This window comes from Thiothrix winogradskyi, from assembly GCF_021650935.1.
GTDB classification, from domain to species: Bacteria; Pseudomonadota; Gammaproteobacteria; order Thiotrichales; family Thiotrichaceae; genus Thiothrix; species Thiothrix winogradskyi.
The window spans coordinates 3,999,673-4,019,598 of the sequence record NZ_CP091244.1; the positions used below are offsets into that span (position 1 = coordinate 3,999,673).

A 19,926-nucleotide genomic window follows, 5' to 3' on the forward strand; every position below is an offset into this window, starting at 1 on the left:
AACACACGATGCAAACCCTCAACGCGCTGACGCACACGATCATTGGCTCTGCCATGCAAGTTCACAATACACTGGGCAATGGTTTCAAAGAGGTCATTTACCAACGTGCTCTTTCGCTGGAGATGCAGCATCAGGGGTTGTCGTTTGAGCGCGAAAAGGAAATGAGCATTCACTACCGTGGAACACAAATTGGCACTCGCCGGGTTGATTTTTTCGTGGAAAACAGCGTGATGGTTGAACTCAAAGCCCTCACCATGCTAGAAGACGTGCACCTTGCGCAAACCATCAACTACCTTGAAGCCTATCAACTGCCCACGGGGTTACTGATCAACTTCGGTGCGAAAAGCTTGCAATACAAACGGGTGTATAATACTAAAATGTCTGAACTGAGATTTGCAGGATTAAAGGATTAGCAGGATGAAGAAAAGAGGAGAGATTCCCCTCTTCATCTTGGTAATCTTGTCATCCCAAAAATCCCAGTTCAAGACAAAAAGACAGCCATACAATCCCAACGACAACGTGGATTCAGAAAACGCTATGAAACTCTTAATGGTCGACAATTACGACAGCTTTACCTACAACCTCGTGCAATACTTCGGCGAACTGGGTGCGGATGTGCAAGTAGTACGCAACGACGAAATCCCCGTCGAAGCGATTGATGACATTGCCCCCGACAAAATCGTACTGTCGCCGGGGCCTTGCACCCCAACCGAAGCGGGTATTTCCATTCCCACGCTGCTGCGCTTTGCGGGCAAAATCCCCATTCTCGGCGTATGCCTTGGGCATCAATCCATCGGGCAAGCCTTCGGCGGCAAAATCATCCGCGCTAAAGAAATCATGCACGGTAAAACCTCGCAAGTACACCACAAAGGTGTCGGCGTATTCACTGGCTTGCCCAGCCCGTTTGAAGCCACGCGCTACCATTCGCTGGTGATCGAGCAAGAAAGCATCCCCGACTGTCTGGAAATTACCGCCTGGACAGAAACGGCGGATGGCAAGCTGGATGAGATCATGGGTGTGCGCCACAAAACGCTGCCCGTGGAAGGCGTGCAATTCCACCCCGAATCCATCCTCACCCAATACGGGCATGAGATGTTACGGAATTTCTTGGATGGAAAATAAAGATATTATGACTGCTGAACCCGCTACTCTCCTGCGTCGCCTCGGCGCAATCATTTACGACACCGTATTAGCTGGTTTCAGCGTGGTGATTGCCGCCGCCATTCCCGCTTACGCTTTCACCGCATTAACAGGTGTAAAAGTGCCGGATGTCATCATGATTCTGTTATACGCCACGCTGACCTACGGCTTTTTCGGCTGGTTCTGGACGCACGGCGGGCAAACATTGGGAATGCGTGCATGGAAGTTGCGCGTCGTCACCGCTGGCGGGCAAGCGATCAATTGGCAGCAAGCGCGTTCCCGTTGCCTGTGGGCATTGCTCAGTTGGGCAACGCTGGGGGCTGGTTTTTTGATTGCCTTATTTGACCCTGAAAAGCTGACATGGCATGACCGTTTTTCACACACGCGCTTGGTGCGCATCCACAAAAAAAAATAATCACGCCGCAGGCTTGGGCATCACAAATCCCAAATTGTGTACCGAAAACGCCCCCAGCCTGCGGTCACTGAAAAAACATTCCAAGGTCTTGCGCACCGACGGAAACGCCAACTCGCCCCACGGGATTTCATGCTCGTGGAACAGGCGCGTTTCCAGACTTTCCACCCCCGGCGAAAAGTCGTCTGACACCAATTCGCAGCGGTACAACATGTACACCTGATTAATGTGCGGAATGCTAATCACCGTATACAGCCGCAAATCCCGCAAGCTGGCATTCGCCTCTTCACGCGCCTCACGTGCCGCTGCCTGATCAGTGGTTTCGCCGTTTTCCATGAAGCCCGCAGGCAATGTCCACAAGCCGTAACGCGGCGCAATCGCCCGCCGACACAACAACACCCGTTCACCCCACACCGGCAACGCCCCCGCCACAATCTTGGGGTTTTGGTAATGAATTATCCCGCAGGCATCGCACACAAAACGCAGGCGATCGTCGTGTTCAGGGATTTTTAAACTCACGGTTGCGCCGCAATCGCTGCAATAATTCATGTTTTCTCCCAAAATAATGCTATCCTAGCCTGCTTCATTTTCTGCTGTACTGTTTATACCATGAAACCCGTCCTCGCACTGATTGGCCGCCCTAATGTAGGCAAATCCACCCTATTCAACCGCCTGACCCGTTCGCGTGACGCGCTCGTTGCCGATTTCCCCGGCTTGACCCGTGACCGCAAATACGGCACTGGTGAACTCAACGGACGCAGCTACATGCTGATCGACACTGGCGGTTTGAGCGGTGAAGAAGTCGGCATCGACGAACACATGGCGAAACAAACCCGCGCCGCGATGCAAGAATCCGATGCCATCTTATTCATCGTCGATGGCAAGCAAGGGCTAACCGCTGCTGACCAACAGATTGCGCAAGACATCCGCGTGATGGGCAAGCCGGTTTACCTGCTCGTCAATAAAATCGACGGGGTGGATGCGGATCAAGCCTCCTCCGAATTTTACTCGCTCGGCTTTACCGAAGTCTTCCAGATTGCAGCCGTGCAAGGGCGCGGCGTGACCGTGCTGATGACGGCGGTACTCGATTCACTCGGCGCGGATTTCGATGTCGAGGAAGAAGAGGAAGATGACGGCAGTATCCGCATCGCCTTCGTGGGTCGCCCGAACGTGGGCAAATCGACCCTGATCAACCGCATTATGGGCGAAGAGCGCGTGATTGCGTTCGACCAACCGGGCACGACCCGCGACAGCATTTTCATCCCGTTTGAACGCGATGGGCAAGCCTACACCTTGATCGACACCGCTGGGGTACGTCGCCGCAGCCGCGTGGATGAAACCATTGAAAAGTTCAGTATTATCAAAACGCTGGATGCGATTCAACGTTGCCATGTCGTCATTATGCTGGTGGATGCACACGACAGCATCACCGACCAAGATGCGCACTTGCTGGGGCTGATTTTGGACGCGGGTAAAGCCTTAGTGCTGGCAGTGAACAAATGGGATGGCATGGAATCCGACGACCGCGAGTGGATCAAGCAACAGCTTGAAATCAAACTGCCGTTCCTCGATTTCGCCGAAAAGTATTTCATCTCCGCGCTGCACGGCTCTAACGTGGGTTTGCTGTATACGGCAGTGAAACGCGCTTACGATTCCGCCATGCTCAAAGTGCCAACCCCGCGTTTGACGCGCATTCTGGAAATGGCGGTGCAACAACATCAGCCACCGCTGACCCGTGGGCAACGCATCAAGTTACGCTACGCTCACCAAGGCGGCAGTAACCCGTTCCGCGTCATTATTCACGGCAACCGTACCGATTACGTGCCGGATATGTACACTCGCTACTTGACCAACTATTTCCACAAAACCCTGAAATTAGTCGGCAGTCAGGTGCGGATTGAATACAAAGGCGGCGAAAATCCGTATGAAGGCAAGCGCAATACCCTGACACCGCGTCAGGAACACACCAAGAAGCGGCAAGCGGCGCGGATTCACAAGATTAAGAAGAGCGAGAAGAAAAAGAAGTAAGACCCCCTTCCCCGACCCTTCCCCCGCGAGGGGGGCAGGGAGGAAGAGTTAGTCGAGCAGCAGTTTCAGTGAGACTAACAGCGACACGGTTACTAAGACAGGGCGGATCAGGCGCGTGCCGTGCTTGACCGCCATGTGTGAACCAATGTAACTGCCGATCACCTGCCCTATTCCCATCACTAAACCTACCAACCACACGATATGCCCTGAGAGCGCGAAGAACAGCAGCGAGGCAATATTGCTGGTAAAATTCAGCAGCTTGGTATTGCCGGTCGCTTTCGGCAAACCAAAGCCCAGTAAAGCGACATAGCCCATCGTGAAAAACGTGCCCGCACCGGGACCGAAAAAACCATCGTAAAACCCCGCACCAAACCCAACCGTCACAGCAAACGTCTTGGGTGAAATCACCTGATGCCTGTCGATGTCACTGATCTTGGGTGAAAACAAAAAATACAACGCAAACACCATCAGCAAGACCGGAATCGCTGTTTCCAACAGACTAGCGTCAAGCTGCTGCACCAGCAATGTGCCGCACACCGAGCCGAGGAAGGTCAGCGCAATTGCCAATTTCTGCCCTTTCACATCAACTAAACCGTGGCGGGTGTAATTGAGGGCAGCGGTGGATGAGCCGAAACTTGCCTGCAATTTATTGGTTGCCAGCGTTTCTAAGGGGGTAAAACCCGCCCACAATAACGCGGGAATGCAAATCAAACCGCCGCCACCACCGATGGAATCCACCCAACCGGCAATCAGGGCAATAACAAAAAGGGCTAGTAATAATTCCACGTTGCGCATCAGCCGATGGATTAAGGGAAGGTAAGTGTATCGCTTTTAGTGCAATGCAGCGTAAAATTACCCGCAGAATCCCAAACCCGCTTAATCAACACGGATGTCGCCCATGCTGCTAAACATCGAAAAGCCTTATACCGGCAAATACGCCCTACATCACCTTGGTTTCCGCCCGTTTTTCCTCGGCGCGGGGTTATTTGCCGTGCTTGGCATGATTCTGTGGGCAGGTATTTACGGCTTTGGCTGGTCGGGCTTGAATACTGCTTACCCCGCCCCGACTTGGCACGCGCATGAAATGGTGTTCGGGTTCGCGGTGGCAGTCGCCGCTGGTTTCCTGTTAACAGCCGTGAAAAACTGGACGAATCAGCAAACCTTGCATGAAACGCCGCTGTTGGTATTAGCGGGCGTGTGGGCATTGGCTCGCTTACTGCCGTTTGTGGGCGTACCGCTAATGGCGGTCGCTATCGTCGATACGCTGTTCTTACTCTGGCTCACCATCGCTATTGCCCGCCCGATTATCCGCAGCAAGCAATGGAAACAACTAGCACTGGTCGGTAAAATTGCCTTGCTCGTTCCTGCCAATGCGTTGTTTTACCTCGGCTTATTAGGTTATTGGTCGGAAGGTGTGCAAGTGGGCTTGTATACCGGTTTTTATATTATTTTAGGGCTGATTTTCACGATGGGGCGGCGCGTTATCCCATTTTTCATCGAACGTGGGGTGGGCTGCCCGTTCACCGCAAACAACGATGTGTGGGTAGACCGTTTCAGTCTGGCGCTGTTCCTGCTGTTTGCGGTGGCGGATGTGATTGCACTGGCAACCGGTAACGCACTGGCAGTATTGCTCAGTGGCATCTTGGCACTGGTGCTGGCGGTGTTGCATGGCTTCCGCTTGCACGGCTGGTATCACCCGAACATCTGGGAAAAACCGCTGTTATGGGCCTTGTATCTGGCGTATATCTGGCTAATTCTCGGCTTCTTGCTGAAATTCCTCCACCTCGCGCTGGGTATTGCGCCCGTGTGGATTCATGCATTCGCTTACGGTGGGATCGCGCTAATGACTGTCGGTATGATGGCGCGGGTGGCGTTAGGGCATACCGGGCGGGATGTATCTAATCCGCCTGCGGTTCTGCCGATTATTTTCTTGCTGTTGTTTGCGGGTGCGTTTGTGCGCGTGGTGAATGCCGCGCTTGTACCAGAATTCTACGCCATGTGGATTCTAAGCTCACAACTGCTATGGATTACCGCTTTTGCGCTGTTTGTGTGGCAATATGCACCGATGCTGATTAAGCCGCGCATTGATGGGCGTTACGGTTAACTTCCATACTGTTTGCACAATGGGGCAGTAGAATAATCCCTCAAAAGGAAAAGGACGGGTTGGTACTCATGAAAAAAATCATTCTGCCCCTGCTGGTCATTGCAGTTGGCTTCGGTTTAGGAAAATTCCTCATTGCCACTGGCCCTGAAGCTGAAAAACAACCGCAGGAAACCCGTCCGACCGTGATCGAAGCCCAGCCGCTGAACTTGCAATCCTATCAGGTCAAGGTCAGTGCCTCCGGCATTGTCAAGGCGCAAACCCAAACCAGTCTGGTGGCGGAAGTCTCCGGCAAGGTGTTGGAGATTTCCCCGAACTTTCAGGCTGGCAGTTATTTTGACAAGGGTGCAAACCTGCTGAAACTCGATGCTGCCAATTACACCAATGCCGTCACCATTGCCGAAGGTGATCTCGCGCAAAAACAGCTTGCCCTAGAAGAGCAGCAAGCCCAAGCAAAACTGGCGCAACGTGACTGGAATTTGCTGGACGGCAACGCTTCCCGCCCACAAAGCGACCTTGCCGCCCGCCGCCCACACATTGCCGCAGCCCAAGCCGCCATCAATGCCGCCGAAGCCAAACTCCAGCAAGAAAAGCTCAACCTTGCCCGCACCCGCATTACCGCCCCCTACAGCGGGCGCGTTCAGGAAAAGCGTGTCGAAGTCGGGCAATACATCACCCCCGGCACGGTATTAGGCGTGATCTACGCCACCGACGCGGTGGAAGTGCATTTACCGCTTTCACTGGCACAATACGAGCTATTGGGAATGCCCGAAGCCTTCCGCGACAAAGCCGCCGACACTGCCGCGATGCCCAAAGTGGAATTCAGCCCCAGCAACGGCAACCGCAGCGATGCTTGGCAAGGGCAAGTGGTACGCAGCAGTGCCGCACTTGACGAAAAAAGCCGCCAAATCAGCGTGATTGCGCAAATCGACCAGCCGTTCATTGCACGCGAAGGCGTGTCTGCTCCCTTGCGTATCGGGCAATACATCACCGCGAAAATTGACGGCAAAACCTTCAACAACGTGTATGTCGTCCCTGCTTCAGCGGTGCGCCAAGGCAAGGAAATCCTGCTGCTACGCGATGGCAAAGTCAGCGTGCAACCGATTAACCTCGTGTGGAATGCCGAAAAAGACGTAGTGATTCAAACCGATGTCGACCTCAACGGACAACGTGTGATCATCACCCCGTTGCCGCTGGCAACAGAAGGGCAAGCCGTGCAAGTGGCAGGTGAAAACAAGCCGGAGTCCAAACCATGATCGCCTGGTTCGTCCGCAACCCTGTTGCTGCCAACATCCTGATGGTTCTCGTTATGGTGTTGGGAGCGTATTCCACCATTAACCGTATTCCGCTGGAAGTCTTCCCCGAATTTGAGCTGGATATTGTCAATATTACCGTCGCCTACCCCGGTGCGACCCCGCGCGAAGTCGAAGACGGCATTATTACCCGCGTCGAAGAAGCGATTGCCGACCTGCAAGGCATTACCGAAATCCTCAGTGATGCTTCAGAAGGTTCGGCACAGATACGCATCGAAATCGACAAACAGCACGACGTAACCGAACTGGTCAACCAGATCAAAACCCGCGTGGATGGTATTACCAACCGCTTGCCTGCCGATGCGGAACGCCCGGTGGTCGAGCAGCTCACCCGCCGCCGCGAAGTCATCAGTGTGGTGCTGGCCAGCAACCAACTGTCGGAAGCGGAATTGCGCCTGCAAGCCGAGGAAGTGCGTGATGAAATGCTGCGCCTGCCCGGTATTACCCAAGCCGATTTGGGCGGGGTACGCCCGTTTGAAATCAGCATCAGCGTGCCGCAAACCACCCTGCGTCAATACGGGATCACCCTTGATACGATTGCGCAAGCGATCCGCAATGCCTCGCGAGACATTCCCGGCGGTACAGTCAAAACCAGTGGCGGCGATATTCTGGTGCGCAGTCTGGGGCAAGCTTACCAGCAAGCGGAGTTCGCCAATATTACCGTGATCAGCGGCAAGGATGGCTCAACCATCCGCCTCGGTGATATTGCCAGCATCAACGATGGCTTCAACGAAGACGAACTCTATTCCGAATACGACGGGCAAAAAGCCGCCTTCATCAACGTGTACCGCATCGGCGACCAGAACGCGATTACCCTTGCCAACACCATCAAAGATTATATCAGCGAACGCAATGAGAGCCTGCCTGCCGGAACCTCGCTGGATTACTGGCGTGACAATTCCAAGACCATCAAGGCACGTCTCGCCACCCTGACATCCAGCGCGATTCAAAGTGCGATACTGGTGTTTATTGTGCTGACCCTGTTCCTGCGCATTGATCTGGCATTTTGGATTATGCTGGGGATTCCGGTGAGTTTCCTCGGTGCCTTATGGCTGATGCCGGAATTGGGGGTAACGCTCAATCTGGTGAGCATGTTTGCGTTTATTCTGGTGCTGGGAATTGTGGTCGACGATGCCATTGTCACCGGGGAAAATATCTATTCGCACGTCAAACGCCATGACGACCCGCTGCGAGCAGCCGTCGAGGGCACACAGGAAATCACCATACCCGTCACTTTCGGGGTGATGACCACCGTAGCGGCGTTCTCACCGTTGCTGTTTATGGCAGGGGATCGCGGACCGATTTTCGCGCAAATCCCAATGATCGTGATTCCCGTGCTGCTTTTCTCGCTGATCCAGTCAAAATTCGTATTGCCGGTGCATTTGCGCCACTTGCACCCACGCCGCGACGACGAAATCGGCGCATTCACCCGCTTCCAGCGCAAGTTTTCTAACGGACTGGAAACGTTTGTCGAGCGCGTTTATCGCCCCTCACTAGAAACCGCGCTCAACTGGCGTTATCTGGTAATCAGTATCTTCATTGTCTTGTTTATCCTCACCCTGACCTTGCCCATGAGCGGGCGCATGAAATTCACTTTCTTCCCGCGTGTGCAAGGCGAATTTGCCACTGCCACCTTGCAAATGCAGGAAGGCACGCCGATTGACATGACCACGCGCCACATTGAGCGCATGGCGGAAGCTGCCACCAAATTACAGGCAAAATACATCGAACCGACCACGGGCGAGAGCATTATTCAACATATCCTCATCACGGTTGGCGCAACCGGTGCTTCCGGCAGGCGCGGCGAAAGTACCGGCAAATCGCATCTGGGCAGCGTCACCTTCGAGATTACTGCCCCAGAAGAACGTAGCCTAGAGATCAGCAGCACCGCCTTGACCAACGAATGGCGCAAACTGATCGGTGCTATCCCCGGCGCACAGGAGGTCAGTTTCCGTGCCGAAGTCGCCCAAGGCGGCAGCCCCTTAGCGGTGCAATTGCGCGGCAATGATTTCGTGGAAATGGCAAAAGTTGCCGATAAAATCAAGGCGAAAATGGCGGAATACGAGGGCGTTTTCGACATCAAAAACAGCTTTGAAGGCGGCAAACAGGAGGTGCAATTGCGCATCCGCCCCGAAGCCGAACAACTGGGCTTGACACTGGGTGCTATCGGTACGCAAGTGCGCCATGCGATTTTTGGCGCGGAAGCCCAGCGCATCCAGCGTGACAAATCGGAAGTCAAAGTGATGGTGCGTTACCCCAAAGAAGAACGCTATTCACTGGCGGATTTGCAAAACCTGCTGATCCGCACCACCGACGGCGCGGAAATCCCCTTGATAGAAGTCGCGGACATTACGTTAGGGCAAGGTGCGCCGAAAATTTCGCGAGTCGACCGCCAGCGGGTCATTGATGTCACTGCCGATGTCGACAAGGGGCGCATCAATATCCCCAAGGTTGTCGCCGATTTTCGCGTGTGGCTGGATGCAGAATTGCAGCAACATCCCGGCGTGGGCTATGACATGGAAGGTGAGCAAAAAGAACAGCGCGAGTCGATGGGCAGCTTGTTCATGGGGCTGGGCTTTGCCTTGCTGGCGATTTACATCCTGCTGGCGATTCCGTTGCAATCGTATGCCCAACCGCTGGTGGTCATGAGCGTGATTCCGTTCTCGATTATTGGCGCATTCGGTGGACACACCTTGATGGGCATGGATTTGAGCATCAGCAGCATGTTCGGCTTGTTGGCATTGTTTGGGGTGGCGGTGAACGATTCCCTCGTGATGGTGGATCGCATTAACCACAAACTCAAAGAAGGTATGGCCATTGCGGAAGCAGTGCGGGAGGCAGGTGCGACCCGTTTCCGCCCGATTTTGCTGACCTCACTCACCACGTTTGCCGGAATGACCCCGCTGTTGCTGGACAAGACCACACAAGCGCAATTCCTGATTCCAATGGCTGTGTCTCTGGGTTTCGGGATTTTGTTTGCGACCTTCCTTGCCTTGTATCTAGTGCCTGCGTTGTATCTGGTGAAAGAGGACGTGCGTGAATTGCCCGCCAAACTGTTCGGCAAGTCTCACAAAATCGCCAAAACGTCCGCCAAGGATTCAATGGTGTAATCCGGCTCAAACGGGTGTGCATCGGCTTCGCGCCGGTAATGGATGGTGGTCATGCCGAAACGCTTGGCCACCGCCAGATTTTCGCGGCGATCGTCGATGAAGGCGATGTGTTCACCCCCTACCCCGCTGGCTTTTATCAGCACTTCGTAAATCGCGGGTTCGGGCTTTTGGCACTTGACCGCACCGCTGATAATGCGCGGCTCGAAACGTTCACTGAACGCAAACCGCGCTTCCAACATGTCGCCCCATTCTGCCCCTAGATTGGAAAGAATGCCGAGGCGGTAACGCTGTGACAGCACGTAGGTTACTGCCGCCAAGTCCGCATCCAATTCAAAAAAGTTGAGAAATTGCTGGCGAATCGGCGATTCCAACGTCAAACCGATGCCTTCCCAAAACGCCACTTCGCTAATCTGCCCGCCGGTGTAAGCATCGTAATACGGCTTGACGGCGGCTTTGGTCACGGTGGGTGGTAACAACGGTAGTAGACCGTGGGTGACGAGGTGTCCGTCGGAAATCACCACACCGAATAGGTCGAAGGCGATGAGTTTGAGGGTGGGTTGCATGGGGTAACTCTCGATTATTGGTGACAACGGCTTTGGCTCTGGTTACGGAAATGTATGAAGTTTACCAAAAATCAGACAGAATCGCCGATAAACGGTATGATTCCCCCCATTGTAAAGTGAACAGGGCGTACTCACATGACTAAGGTTTTCATCAGTTACAGCCATGACTCTCAACCCCACCGCGATTTTGTACGGGGGATTACTGACCAGTTGCGCACCGACGGGCTGGATTGTTTGATTGACCAATACGTGAACGGCTTTCCGCCCGAAGGTTGGCAACGTTGGATGGAAAACCAGATTGAAGCCGCTGATTTTGTGCTGTTGGTTTGCACCGCAACCTATTTGCGGCGTTATCGCGGGCAGGAAACCAACGGCGGCAAAGGCGTTACGTTTGAGGGTGTGGTGATTTCACAAACGCTGTACGACCACTATTACCGTAATACCAAATTTGTGCCGGTATTGCCTGAGGGTGGGGATTTTGGACATGTGCCGTTGCCGTTAAAGTCATACACGGCTTACACGCTACCCCAACAATACGACAGCCTGTACCGCTACCTGACAGCACAACCTGAGTATATTGCGCCCGCCGTTGGCAGCAAACGGATTATGCCGCCAGCACAAGGGGCATCCGTCATGCCGACCTCGACACTTACACCAGCGCCGGTTAATACACTGGGCAATCTCAATGCCGAACGGCGGGCGCGTTTGCAGGAGAAGTTGCGCCTCCTGTATCAACAATACGATCTGGAAACCCGCGTCGAAGAAAAGATGCGCATTAAGGCGATTATTGACCAGACTGAAGCCGATTTGCGGGGATTGTGATGATGGAATCCCTAGTAGAAGAACGCCGCCAACGCTTACAGGAACAGTGGCGGCAGTTGTATGCCAGCCATGATTTAGAAACTCGTGTTGATGAAAAAATGCGGATCAAGGCGATTATCGACCCTAGGGAACCTCTAAAAACCCACTGATACCCACACAAATGTGAGAAAATGCTCATCTGAGCCACCGCCCCGTTACTAGCCATGCCCAAGAAAAGTGCCATCAAAACCAGTCTGTTTGCCGCCGAAGAGCGTGAACAGAAACTCGACCGCAAGGGCGACCTGCTGTCCACCCTGAACCAGCACGTCAACTTTGTCGCCTTGGCAGGAGAAATCGACCACATCGCCCCACGCCCCAGTGACAAGCGAGGAGGCCGTCCACCCTACCCAACGGAACTGATGGTACGGGTCTTGGTGTTGCAACACCTGTACAACCTGTCGGACGAGGCATTGGAATACCAATTGCTTGACCGGCTGTCGTTCCAACGGTTTTGTGGCCTGCGTCATTCCAGCACGATCCCGGATGCCAATACCTTGTGGGTATTCCGTGAACGGATCAGTGCGGCAGGTGGTGCGGATGCCCTGTTTGATGCCGTCCAACGGCAATTACAACAACACGGTTTTATTGCCCGTGGTGGTCAAATCGTTGATGCCACGCTGGTGGAAGCCCCTAAACAACATTTCCACAAAGAAGAAAAAGCGCTGTTGGAACAAGCGGCAACACCTGCTGACTGGACACCTGCCCAACGTCGCCAAAAGGATACGGAAGCAAGCTGGACGAAAAAACACGGTAAAAGTTACCACGGCTACAAACTCAGTATCAGTGCCGATCGGAAATACAAACTCATCCGCAAACACCACATCAGCACCGCCAAAGAACATGACACCAACCATTTTGAAGCGGTGCTTGACCGAGCCAACACCAGCCGTGACGTATGGGCGGACAAAGGTTACGAAGACCAATCCCGTGAACAACGCCTCAACCAAGGTAGCTGGCGGTTACACATCCAGCACAAAGCCAAGAAAGGCAAGCCGCAATCCGACTGCCAGAAGCGCCGCAACACCCGCATCGCCAGACCCCGCGCACGGGTTGAGCATGTGTTTGGGTCAATCTGTGCGATGGGAGGCAAAGCCATCCGCAGCATCGGGTTGGCACGGGCAGTATTCGGCCTCAGCATTAAGGCAACCGTGTATAACTTGCGGCGGCTTTGTTCACTCAAAGAGGGCGGAGTTGTGCCCATTTGATGGAGAAATTCCCGAAAAAACAGCAAAAATGCGGAAAAACCACCTGATTGTGGCTTGGTGTGCTAAAAATTGAGATGGGTTGGTGTTTTTTTAACAAAATGTCGATAGACCAACGCTAACCGTTGCAATACGCCGGGTTTTTAGAGGTTCCCCCTATAGAAAAAGAATTGCAGGCATTGGGAGCAACCACCGCTTCTATGCCAACACCTAGCAACATCCGTATCGACCGTTTGCCCACAGTCTCAGGTGAATTCTTCGGGCGTGAAGCCGAACTAAAACTGCTAAATGATGCTTGGAAAAACGATACTACCAACATTATCCAATTCATCGCTCCCGGCGGTACGGGCAAAACCAAAATGCTACGCTACTGGCTAGATCAGGTACGCCCTGAAAAGCTGATTGCATGGTCATTCTATTCGCAAGGCGCGAGTGAAGAAAAACAGCCAAGCGCAACCCTGTTTTACAACCTTTTGTTTGACTCGCTTGATCCATCAAAAACGATCGCAGATTTTGCCAACCAGCCGGAAAAGATGGGCGAGTATTTGGCTGATTTGCTGCGCCAGCAAAACTGCCTGTTGATACTGGATGGTTTTGAGCCGCTGCAACATTCCAGTGCTGTACTGCGTGGAGAACTGAAAGACCGAACGTTGCGTGCTTTGTTGAAGTCACTGGCAGCGCACCACACCAGTCTTTGTATCATCACTACCCGTATCGCAATAAGTGAACTCAGCGGTCACTCACAGCCTGTAGTCATTTCCCATAACTTGGAAAATCTTGCTGAGCAGGATGGTGTCAAACTATTGAAATCCTTGGGTGTAACAGGCAACGACGCTGCTTTGCTTAAGGCTGTAAACGAATATGGTCGCCATGCGCTGGCATTACACTTACTGGGCAATGCGCTCACCATTTATCTGGATGGCGACATTCTCAAACGTGACACACTGGATGAGTTGTTTGGAGAAGAAGCATATACAGAAGTTGAAAGACACGCCTTCAAGGTCATGCAGGCATATAAAACATGGCTGAAAGATGAGCCAGAATTGCAACTGCTGTATTTGCTGGGTTTATTTGACCACCCGATTGAATCCGAAGTACTGGAGGTGTTATGGAAAGCACAGATCCCCGGTTTGACGGATAAGATTCCGCTCAAGGCTTGGAAGGTTGCTATTCGTGATCTACGCGAAAAACACCGTTTACTCTCAACACACGAAGACCGTTCTAATCTGCTCGACTGCCACCCGCTACTCCGCGAGTATTTCGGCAAGCAACTTCAAACCCAGCAACCTAAAGCGTGGCAGCAGGCACATAAAAAACTATACGAGTACTACAATGCCCTACCCAAAAAAACCTATCCAGATACCTTGGAAGAAATGCGCCCCTTATTCCATGCAGTAACACATGGGTGTGCCGCAGGCTTACATCAACGGGTAGTAACAGAAGTTTACTATTCACGCATTAATCGTAAAGAAAAATTTTATAATCTCCATAACCTTGGTGCCTTTAGTGACGATTTGGCTGCCATTGCCTGTTTTTTCACTAAGGTATGGCAAAAACCATCAACAAAGCTAAAAGACTTATGGCAGCTTAGCTTGATCGGTAATGCAGGGTTTTCTTTGCGGGCACTAGGTCGACTACCTGAAGCGTTAGCTCCTATGCAAGCCAGTGTTGAAATGGCTTTGCGACAAAAAAACTGGATAGAAGCTGCTAAAGGAGCCAGCAACCTCAGCGAACTGCAACTCACCCTCGGCGATGTGGCGCAAGCGGTTACGATCGGCGCACGCAGCAGCCGCTACGCCGACCAGTCAGGGGATATGTTCCTGCGTATGAGCACACGCACCACCCACGCCGATGCCCTGCATCAGGCAGGGGACACCGCCGCCGCCCTTGCCCTGTTCCGGGAAGCGGAGCAACTCCAGCAGGAACACCAGCCTGCGTACCCGCGCCTGTATTCGCTGTCAAGTTTTCGCTACTGCGACCTGCTGCTGACGCAGGGCAGCACGGCGGAGGTGCTGGAGCGGGCGGAATATAATTTAGATTGTTGGACGAATCATTTTAGCAATGGAAGTTTGCTGGATTTTTCACTGCCAAAACTCACCCTCGGACGCGCCTATCTGCAACAACTCTTGCTCCCCTCTACCTCCGGGAGAGGGGCTGGGAGTGAGGGTCTTCATTGGCTGGAACAGGCTGTCGCTGGTTTGCGTGCAGCAGGAACAATGGATTATTTACCTCGTGGTCTGCTCGCCCGCGCTGCGCTGTACCGCCACACCCGCGACTTCGACAAAGCACGAAAGGACTTGCAGGAAGTGTTCGACATCGCCGACGGCAGCGGGATGCGGCTGCATTTGACGGATTATCATTTGGAGATGGCGCGGTTGTTGGTAGAAGAGAGGAAGACCCTCACCCCAACCCCTCTCCCAGAGGTAGAGGGGCTAAGAGGCGGCGACGTATCTCCTTCTTGCTCCCCCTCTACCGCTCAGCGGGAGAGGGGGCTGGGGGGTGAGGGTCTTCAATACCACATCGCCGAAGCCGAACGCTTGATCAACGAAACCGGCTACCACCGCCGCGACAAAGAGCTTGCCGAATTAAAAGCATCCGTCTGAACAACGTAGCAAATAGGCAAACGACTCGTGGAAAATCTGCACTTGCCTAGTGTGACCCCATCAACCATACTAACCAGTATAGTTATATCAATTGGAGTAGTGACCATGCTACGCGAAGCCCCTGCCATGACCGTGCGCCAAAACCTCGGCGAACTGTTAAACGAAGTCCAATACAAGCGCGACCAAATCGTGATTACGAAAGCAGGCAAACCCGTTGCCGCCCTGATTGACATGCCATTGTTTGAACGCCTACGCCAAATGGAACAAGAATTTGAGCGCATGACCCGCCACATGCAGCAAGCCTTTCAAGATATGCAAGAAGCCGACCTCAGTGATTTGCTGGATGAGGCTATCCATTATTCACGCAACACCTATAAAGCCGCATGAGGGTTGTCGTTGATACCAACATCCTGCTCTCCGGCTTGATGTTACCCAATAGCATTCCGGGCAAAATTATGCAGGCATGGCGTGAAAACCGCTTTGAACTGGTGTTGAGCCAATTTCAACTGGATGAAATCGGACGAGTGTTAGCCTACCCCAAAATCCAGAAACGCTTGCGGTGGGATGAAACAGAAATCACTCAGTTTCTGCAACAGCTATTCCTGCGCTCGATTTATCTGGGAAATATTGCCACTGTTGCTGAAGTCCCCGCTGATGCCAACGACAATCTGATTCTATCGGCTTACATTATCGGCAAGGCGCAATACCTAGTGACGGGAGACAAAGGCATTCAAGCACTAAATGAGCAATACAGCATTCTGACTGCCAAAGAATTTGTGGAGCAATGCCACAACCAACCCTAGAAATATCCCCCTCATAAACAACCTGCTAAACTGCCCCATAACCCAACAATATCACCGCATTACCGCTATTTGAGGAGGCCATCCCATGAAGTACCTGTTACCCATCCCGCTCGCGCTGGCATTACTCGCCGGAGCCACCCACGCCGCCACGCCCGCTGGCACGCCCACCCAACTGGAAGCCGGTTTAGTGAACCCCGGCGCAATCGACAAACCCGCTTGGTTCAAAGAATCCTTCCTTGACCTGCGCGACGACATCAAAGATGCCACTACCGCGAATAAACGCACCGTGCTGTATTTCTACCAAGACGGCTGCCCGTATTGCACCAAGTTGATCCAAGAAAATTTCAGCAAAGAAGACATCACCGCCAAGACCCAGAAAAACTTCGACGTGATTGCCATCAATATGTGGGGCGACCGCAATGTGACCGACGTTGAAGGCAAAGAAACCACCGAAAAAGCCTTCGCCGCTGAATTAAAAGTGCAATACACCCCCACCATGCTCTTCTTGGACGAAGCCGGAAAAGTGGTGCTGCGCGTCAACGGCTATTACGCCCCCGACAAATTTGCCATGGCACTGGATTTTGTGTCAGGTAAACACGAAAAAGACGGCAGTTTCAAAGACTACTTCGCCAAGCTCAAAGCCGATGGCAAAGTCGCTGCCACAACTGACAAAACCTACACCCTGCCCGCCGCCTTGCCTGCGCCGTTGCGCCTGCAAGATGCTCGCAAAGACAGCAAACGCCCGCTGATGGTGGTATTCGCGCAAACCGAATGCGACACCTGCGACGAACTCTACAATGACATTTTCAAACGCAAAGAACTCGCGTATTCCCTCAGCAATCTCGATCTCGCCCAAGCCAACCCCGACGATGACACCAAAATCCAAACCCCCGATGGCAAGGAAATGACAGTGGCAGACTGGGCAAAAACGCTGGAAATCAAATACAGCCCCAGCCTGCTGTTCTTCGATACCGATGGCAAAGAAGTGTTCCGTACCGAAGCCTACTTCAAAGCGTTCCACCTGCACGGCGCAATGGATTACGTCACCTCTGGCGCGTATGACTGGATGCCCGAATTCCAACGCTACTTGCAACACCGCCGTGAAGCACTGGCTGCCCACGGCTTCCCGGCGGATTTGATGGAATAAAAGAACCCCTCACCACCTCACCCCCTCTCCCTCAAGGGGCGAGGGGGAACAAGACAAAGATATTCTCTTAGCCCCTCGCCCCTTGAGGGAGAGGGGTTGGGGTGAGGGGTTCTTCCCCTACTGCAATGACTTGCTCAAATGCCCCGCAAACGTTTCCGCAGGCATAAACCCAACCACGCGGAACTGGCGTAACTCCTCGCCATCCTTGTTAAAGAACAGGATGGCGGGTGGCCCCGGAATTTTAAAATGCTTGAGTAAGGCTTTGGTTTCCGCGTTGGTTTCCGTCACATCCGCTTTCACCAAAATCGCATTGCGCAATAATGCCTGTACTGCCGGATCAGAAAACGTGTACTTCTCCATTTCCTTGCAGGTCACGCACCAATCGGCGTAGAAATCCACCATCACCGGCTGACCTTTGCCATCTTTCACCGCCTGCTCCAAATCAGCCAAGGTTTTGACCGTGTTGAACTGCAAACTCGCACTAGCACCGCCAGCAGCGCCCTGCCCCATGCTTAAACCGCGCAAGGGTTGGAGAACATCACCTTTCCCCGTGGCACTGCCGACCATCAGCAAACCGCCATAGATCAGCAGTAAAATGCCCCAGCCTTTCCAAAACTTGCGCCAGCCGCTGGCATTTTCCGGCAAGCTACTCAGCGCACCCAAGAATATCGCCGAAATGATAAACAACGCTGCCCACAGCAACAGAATCACGGATTCGGGCAAAATACGCTCCAGCATCCAAATCGCCACTGCCAGCATCATCACCCCGAAGACCGCTTTGATCGCCTCCATCCACATGCCTGCACGCGGCAACCATTTTCCGGCGGATGTCCCCACCAGCAATAACGGAATCCCCATGCCGATACTCAAGGCAAACAACGCCATGCCCCCCAATACCGCATCACCCGTTTGCCCGATATAAATCAACGCCCCCGCTAACGGTGCAGCGACACACGGCCCAACAATCAACGCCGACAACGCGCCCATGATCGCAACGCCAGCCAAGCTACCACCTTCTTGCTTATTACTGAGATTATTCAACCGGCTTTGGATGCTAGAAGGCATTTGCAACTCGTAAAACCCGAACATCGACAAGGCTAGCAATACGAAGATCAGGCTGAACGTCCCCAATACCCACGGATTCTGGAACATGGCTTGCAAGTTTTCCCCAAACAAGCCCGCCAACACACCCGCAATCGTGTAAGTCAACGCCATCGCCAACACATACACCAAGGACAAAATAAACGCCTTGCGCCCGGTCATGTCTTTTTGCCCCACAATAATACCCGACAAAATCGGAATCATCGGGAATACGCACGGGGTAAATGCCAGCAACAACCCAAACCCTAAAAAGCCCAATAAGGTCAGCAGCACATTGCCGCTGGCAAGGGTTTGTGCGATTTCATCTTGCTCCGATAAGGTTGCATCGCCAGCACCAGAAGGGGTGGCCGTAATCGCTGTAGTGCTATCAACTGCTTTTGCCACCGGTACTGGTGGCGCTGTTTCCGCCCACGCCACAGTCGGTTGCTCACCGGCTGCGGGGGCAGGCAATGTCACTTTGAATGCTTTGAGTTCTGGGGGGTAACACAACACATTTTCCGCACAACCTTGCCAGCCGAGTTCCAGCACAAAACTGCCTGCTTTACCGGCTTCGGTGCGTTTTACAGGTAAGTGAATCGCGGCAAGATCGTGAATGGCTTCGATTTTGCCGAAGAATTCGTCTTGTTTAACTTCACCACTGGGCAACTCAGGCTCGCCCACCGTCACGCCTTGCGGATCAAACACTTTGACAAGAAATTTATCTTTATAGAGGTAATGGTCAGGAGCAACCACCCATTGAATGGTTAACTTATCACCCTCCAAGGCAGGTTGCCCTAGCGCAAATGCTTGTTCGGAGGTTAGGCTTTCATCCCCGAAATCAAAGCTGGTATCGGCAGCCATTACCGGTGGTAGCGTGAGCAACAAAGCACAAAAAACCACCAAGCAATAATTCAGATAACGCGACAATGCCGCTGGAATACCCATTTGCTGTTTCCTCCTCATCAACTATTAGCATAATGATTGGAGTGTAATGGAATTAGGGACAAATTGTCAGAACACCGAAAAATTGACGTACATCATTCCCGTAACACGCAATCCATAACATGATGGAGCGTCACTACACCACAGGAGAACCCCATGAAGCCTTACCAACATATTTTAGTGCCCGTCGATTTCACCAAAATCAGCAATACCATCGTGGCACGCGCCCACGAACTGGCAAACTTTTACCAAGCCAAGCTTACCCTGCTCAATGTGCTCGAAGATGCCTCACTCGGCAATGTCAGTTTCGGCGGCACTAACAAACTCGGAATGCCCCCCGCCATCAAACAAAATCAAACCAATCTGGCAAACGAAAAACTGCGCAAATTAGCTGACAACTTAGGTGCAGGTGCAAACGTTGCTTTAGAAGTGACCTATGCCAGCGGCAAACCCAGCGATGCCATTATCGAATTCGTTAAACAAAACGGCATTGAGTTAGTCGTCGTCGGGAACAGCGGCAAAAAAAGTGTGCTGGGCTTCATGGGTTCTACCGCTGAAGCTACCCTCAAAGGTGTTCCCTGTGATGTAATGGCAGTCCGAATCATGGATTAGCCCAAGGTT

At 52.9% G+C, this 19,926-nt stretch carries 19 protein-coding genes; 15 read left to right on the forward strand and 4 right to left on the reverse strand.

Annotated features, from left to right (window positions below):
- Positions 1-8: 8 nt before the first annotated feature.
- The 3 genes from L2Y54_RS19805 to L2Y54_RS19815 all read left to right on the forward strand — a co-directional run bounded on the left by L2Y54_RS19805 (position 9) and on the right by L2Y54_RS19815 (position 1,555).
- Complete coding sequence (locus L2Y54_RS19805) at positions 9-413, forward strand: GxxExxY protein (RefSeq protein WP_236498465.1); 405 nt, start codon at positions 9-11, stop codon at positions 411-413.
- 124 nt (positions 414-537) lie between these two features.
- A complete protein-coding gene (locus tag L2Y54_RS19810) occupies positions 538-1,122 on the forward strand; it encodes an anthranilate synthase component II (protein WP_236498466.1) in 585 nt (194 codons plus the stop codon).
- Positions 1,112-1,555, forward strand: a complete 444-nt coding sequence (locus tag L2Y54_RS19815) for an RDD family protein (RefSeq protein ID WP_236498467.1) — start codon at positions 1,112-1,114, stop codon at positions 1,553-1,555. The genes L2Y54_RS19810 and L2Y54_RS19815 overlap by 11 nt, the downstream gene beginning before the upstream one ends.
- Here L2Y54_RS19815 and L2Y54_RS19820 read toward each other — a convergent pair whose 3' ends face one another.
- Positions 1,556-2,101 carry an NUDIX hydrolase gene (locus L2Y54_RS19820; RefSeq protein ID WP_236498469.1) on the reverse strand — a complete coding sequence of 182 codons (546 nt, stop codon included), beginning with the start codon at positions 2,099-2,101 and terminating at the stop codon, positions 1,556-1,558.
- A gap of 60 nt (positions 2,102-2,161) precedes the next feature.
- Here L2Y54_RS19820 and der point away from each other — a divergent pair, with 60 nt between their 5' ends.
- Positions 2,162-3,580, forward strand: a complete 1,419-nt coding sequence (gene der, locus L2Y54_RS19825; protein WP_236498471.1) for a ribosome biogenesis GTPase Der — start codon at positions 2,162-2,164, stop codon at positions 3,578-3,580.
- 48 nt (positions 3,581-3,628) lie between these two features.
- Here der and L2Y54_RS19830 read toward each other — a convergent pair whose 3' ends face one another.
- Complete coding sequence (locus tag L2Y54_RS19830; protein WP_236498473.1) at positions 3,629-4,375, reverse strand: TSUP family transporter; 747 nt, start codon at positions 4,373-4,375, stop codon at positions 3,629-3,631.
- 103 nt (positions 4,376-4,478) lie between these two features.
- On the opposite strand from L2Y54_RS19830, the gene L2Y54_RS19835 reads away from it, so the two are divergent.
- The 3 genes from L2Y54_RS19835 to L2Y54_RS19845 all read left to right on the forward strand — a co-directional run bounded on the left by L2Y54_RS19835 (position 4,479) and on the right by L2Y54_RS19845 (position 10,104).
- Positions 4,479-5,684, forward strand: a complete 1,206-nt coding sequence (locus L2Y54_RS19835) for an NnrS family protein (protein ID WP_236498474.1) — start codon at positions 4,479-4,481, stop codon at positions 5,682-5,684.
- A gap of 68 nt (positions 5,685-5,752) precedes the next feature.
- Positions 5,753-6,937, forward strand: a complete 1,185-nt coding sequence (locus L2Y54_RS19840) for an efflux RND transporter periplasmic adaptor subunit (RefSeq protein ID WP_236498475.1) — start codon at positions 5,753-5,755, stop codon at positions 6,935-6,937.
- Positions 6,934-10,104: an efflux RND transporter permease subunit gene (locus tag L2Y54_RS19845; RefSeq protein ID WP_236498476.1), complete on the forward strand. Its 3,171-nt coding sequence runs from the start codon at positions 6,934-6,936 to the stop codon at positions 10,102-10,104. The genes L2Y54_RS19840 and L2Y54_RS19845 overlap by 4 nt, the downstream gene beginning before the upstream one ends.
- Here the strand turns inward: L2Y54_RS19845 and L2Y54_RS19850 are convergent.
- Positions 10,062-10,667, reverse strand: a complete 606-nt coding sequence (locus L2Y54_RS19850; protein ID WP_236498478.1) for an HAD family hydrolase — start codon at positions 10,665-10,667, stop codon at positions 10,062-10,064. The two genes, L2Y54_RS19845 and L2Y54_RS19850, sit on opposite strands and share 43 nt — an antisense overlap.
- A gap of 135 nt (positions 10,668-10,802) precedes the next feature.
- Between L2Y54_RS19850 and L2Y54_RS19855 the strand changes: the two genes are divergently transcribed.
- From L2Y54_RS19855 to L2Y54_RS19885, 7 genes are all read left to right on the forward strand, one after another.
- Entirely contained in the window at positions 10,803-11,489 is a 687-nt protein-coding gene (locus L2Y54_RS19855; protein WP_236498480.1) for an SEFIR domain-containing protein, read from the forward strand.
- A complete protein-coding gene (locus L2Y54_RS19860; protein ID WP_236498482.1) occupies positions 11,489-11,638 on the forward strand; it encodes a hypothetical protein in 150 nt (49 codons plus the stop codon). Before L2Y54_RS19855 ends, L2Y54_RS19860 begins: the two co-directional genes overlap by 1 nt.
- Positions 11,639-11,692: 54 nt before the next feature.
- Entirely contained in the window at positions 11,693-12,733 is a 1,041-nt protein-coding gene (locus tag L2Y54_RS19865; RefSeq protein ID WP_236497341.1) for an IS5 family transposase, read from the forward strand.
- 197 nt (positions 12,734-12,930) lie between these two features.
- Positions 12,931-15,333 carry a hypothetical protein gene (locus tag L2Y54_RS19870; protein ID WP_236498483.1) on the forward strand — a complete coding sequence of 801 codons (2,403 nt, stop codon included), beginning with the start codon at positions 12,931-12,933 and terminating at the stop codon, positions 15,331-15,333.
- A gap of 105 nt (positions 15,334-15,438) precedes the next feature.
- A complete protein-coding gene (locus L2Y54_RS19875; RefSeq protein ID WP_236498485.1) occupies positions 15,439-15,720 on the forward strand; it encodes a type II toxin-antitoxin system prevent-host-death family antitoxin in 282 nt (93 codons plus the stop codon).
- Positions 15,717-16,136, forward strand: coding sequence for a putative toxin-antitoxin system toxin component, PIN family (locus L2Y54_RS19880; protein ID WP_236498487.1), 420 nt, complete (start codon positions 15,717-15,719; stop codon positions 16,134-16,136). Before L2Y54_RS19875 ends, L2Y54_RS19880 begins: the two co-directional genes overlap by 4 nt.
- Positions 16,137-16,221: 85 nt before the next feature.
- Positions 16,222-17,283, forward strand: coding sequence for a thioredoxin family protein (locus tag L2Y54_RS19885; RefSeq protein ID WP_236498489.1), 1,062 nt, complete (start codon positions 16,222-16,224; stop codon positions 17,281-17,283).
- A 117-nt stretch (positions 17,284-17,400) separates the two neighbouring features.
- Here the strand turns inward: L2Y54_RS19885 and dsbD are convergent, their stop codons facing one another.
- A complete protein-coding gene (gene dsbD, locus L2Y54_RS19890; RefSeq protein WP_236498491.1) occupies positions 17,401-19,308 on the reverse strand; it encodes a protein-disulfide reductase DsbD in 1,908 nt (635 codons plus the stop codon).
- Positions 19,309-19,461: 153 nt separating this feature from the next.
- Here dsbD and L2Y54_RS19895 point away from each other — a divergent pair, with 153 nt between their 5' ends.
- Positions 19,462-19,917 carry a universal stress protein gene (locus L2Y54_RS19895; RefSeq protein ID WP_236498493.1) on the forward strand — a complete coding sequence of 152 codons (456 nt, stop codon included), beginning with the start codon at positions 19,462-19,464 and terminating at the stop codon, positions 19,915-19,917.
- Positions 19,918-19,926: the final 9 nt, after the last annotated feature.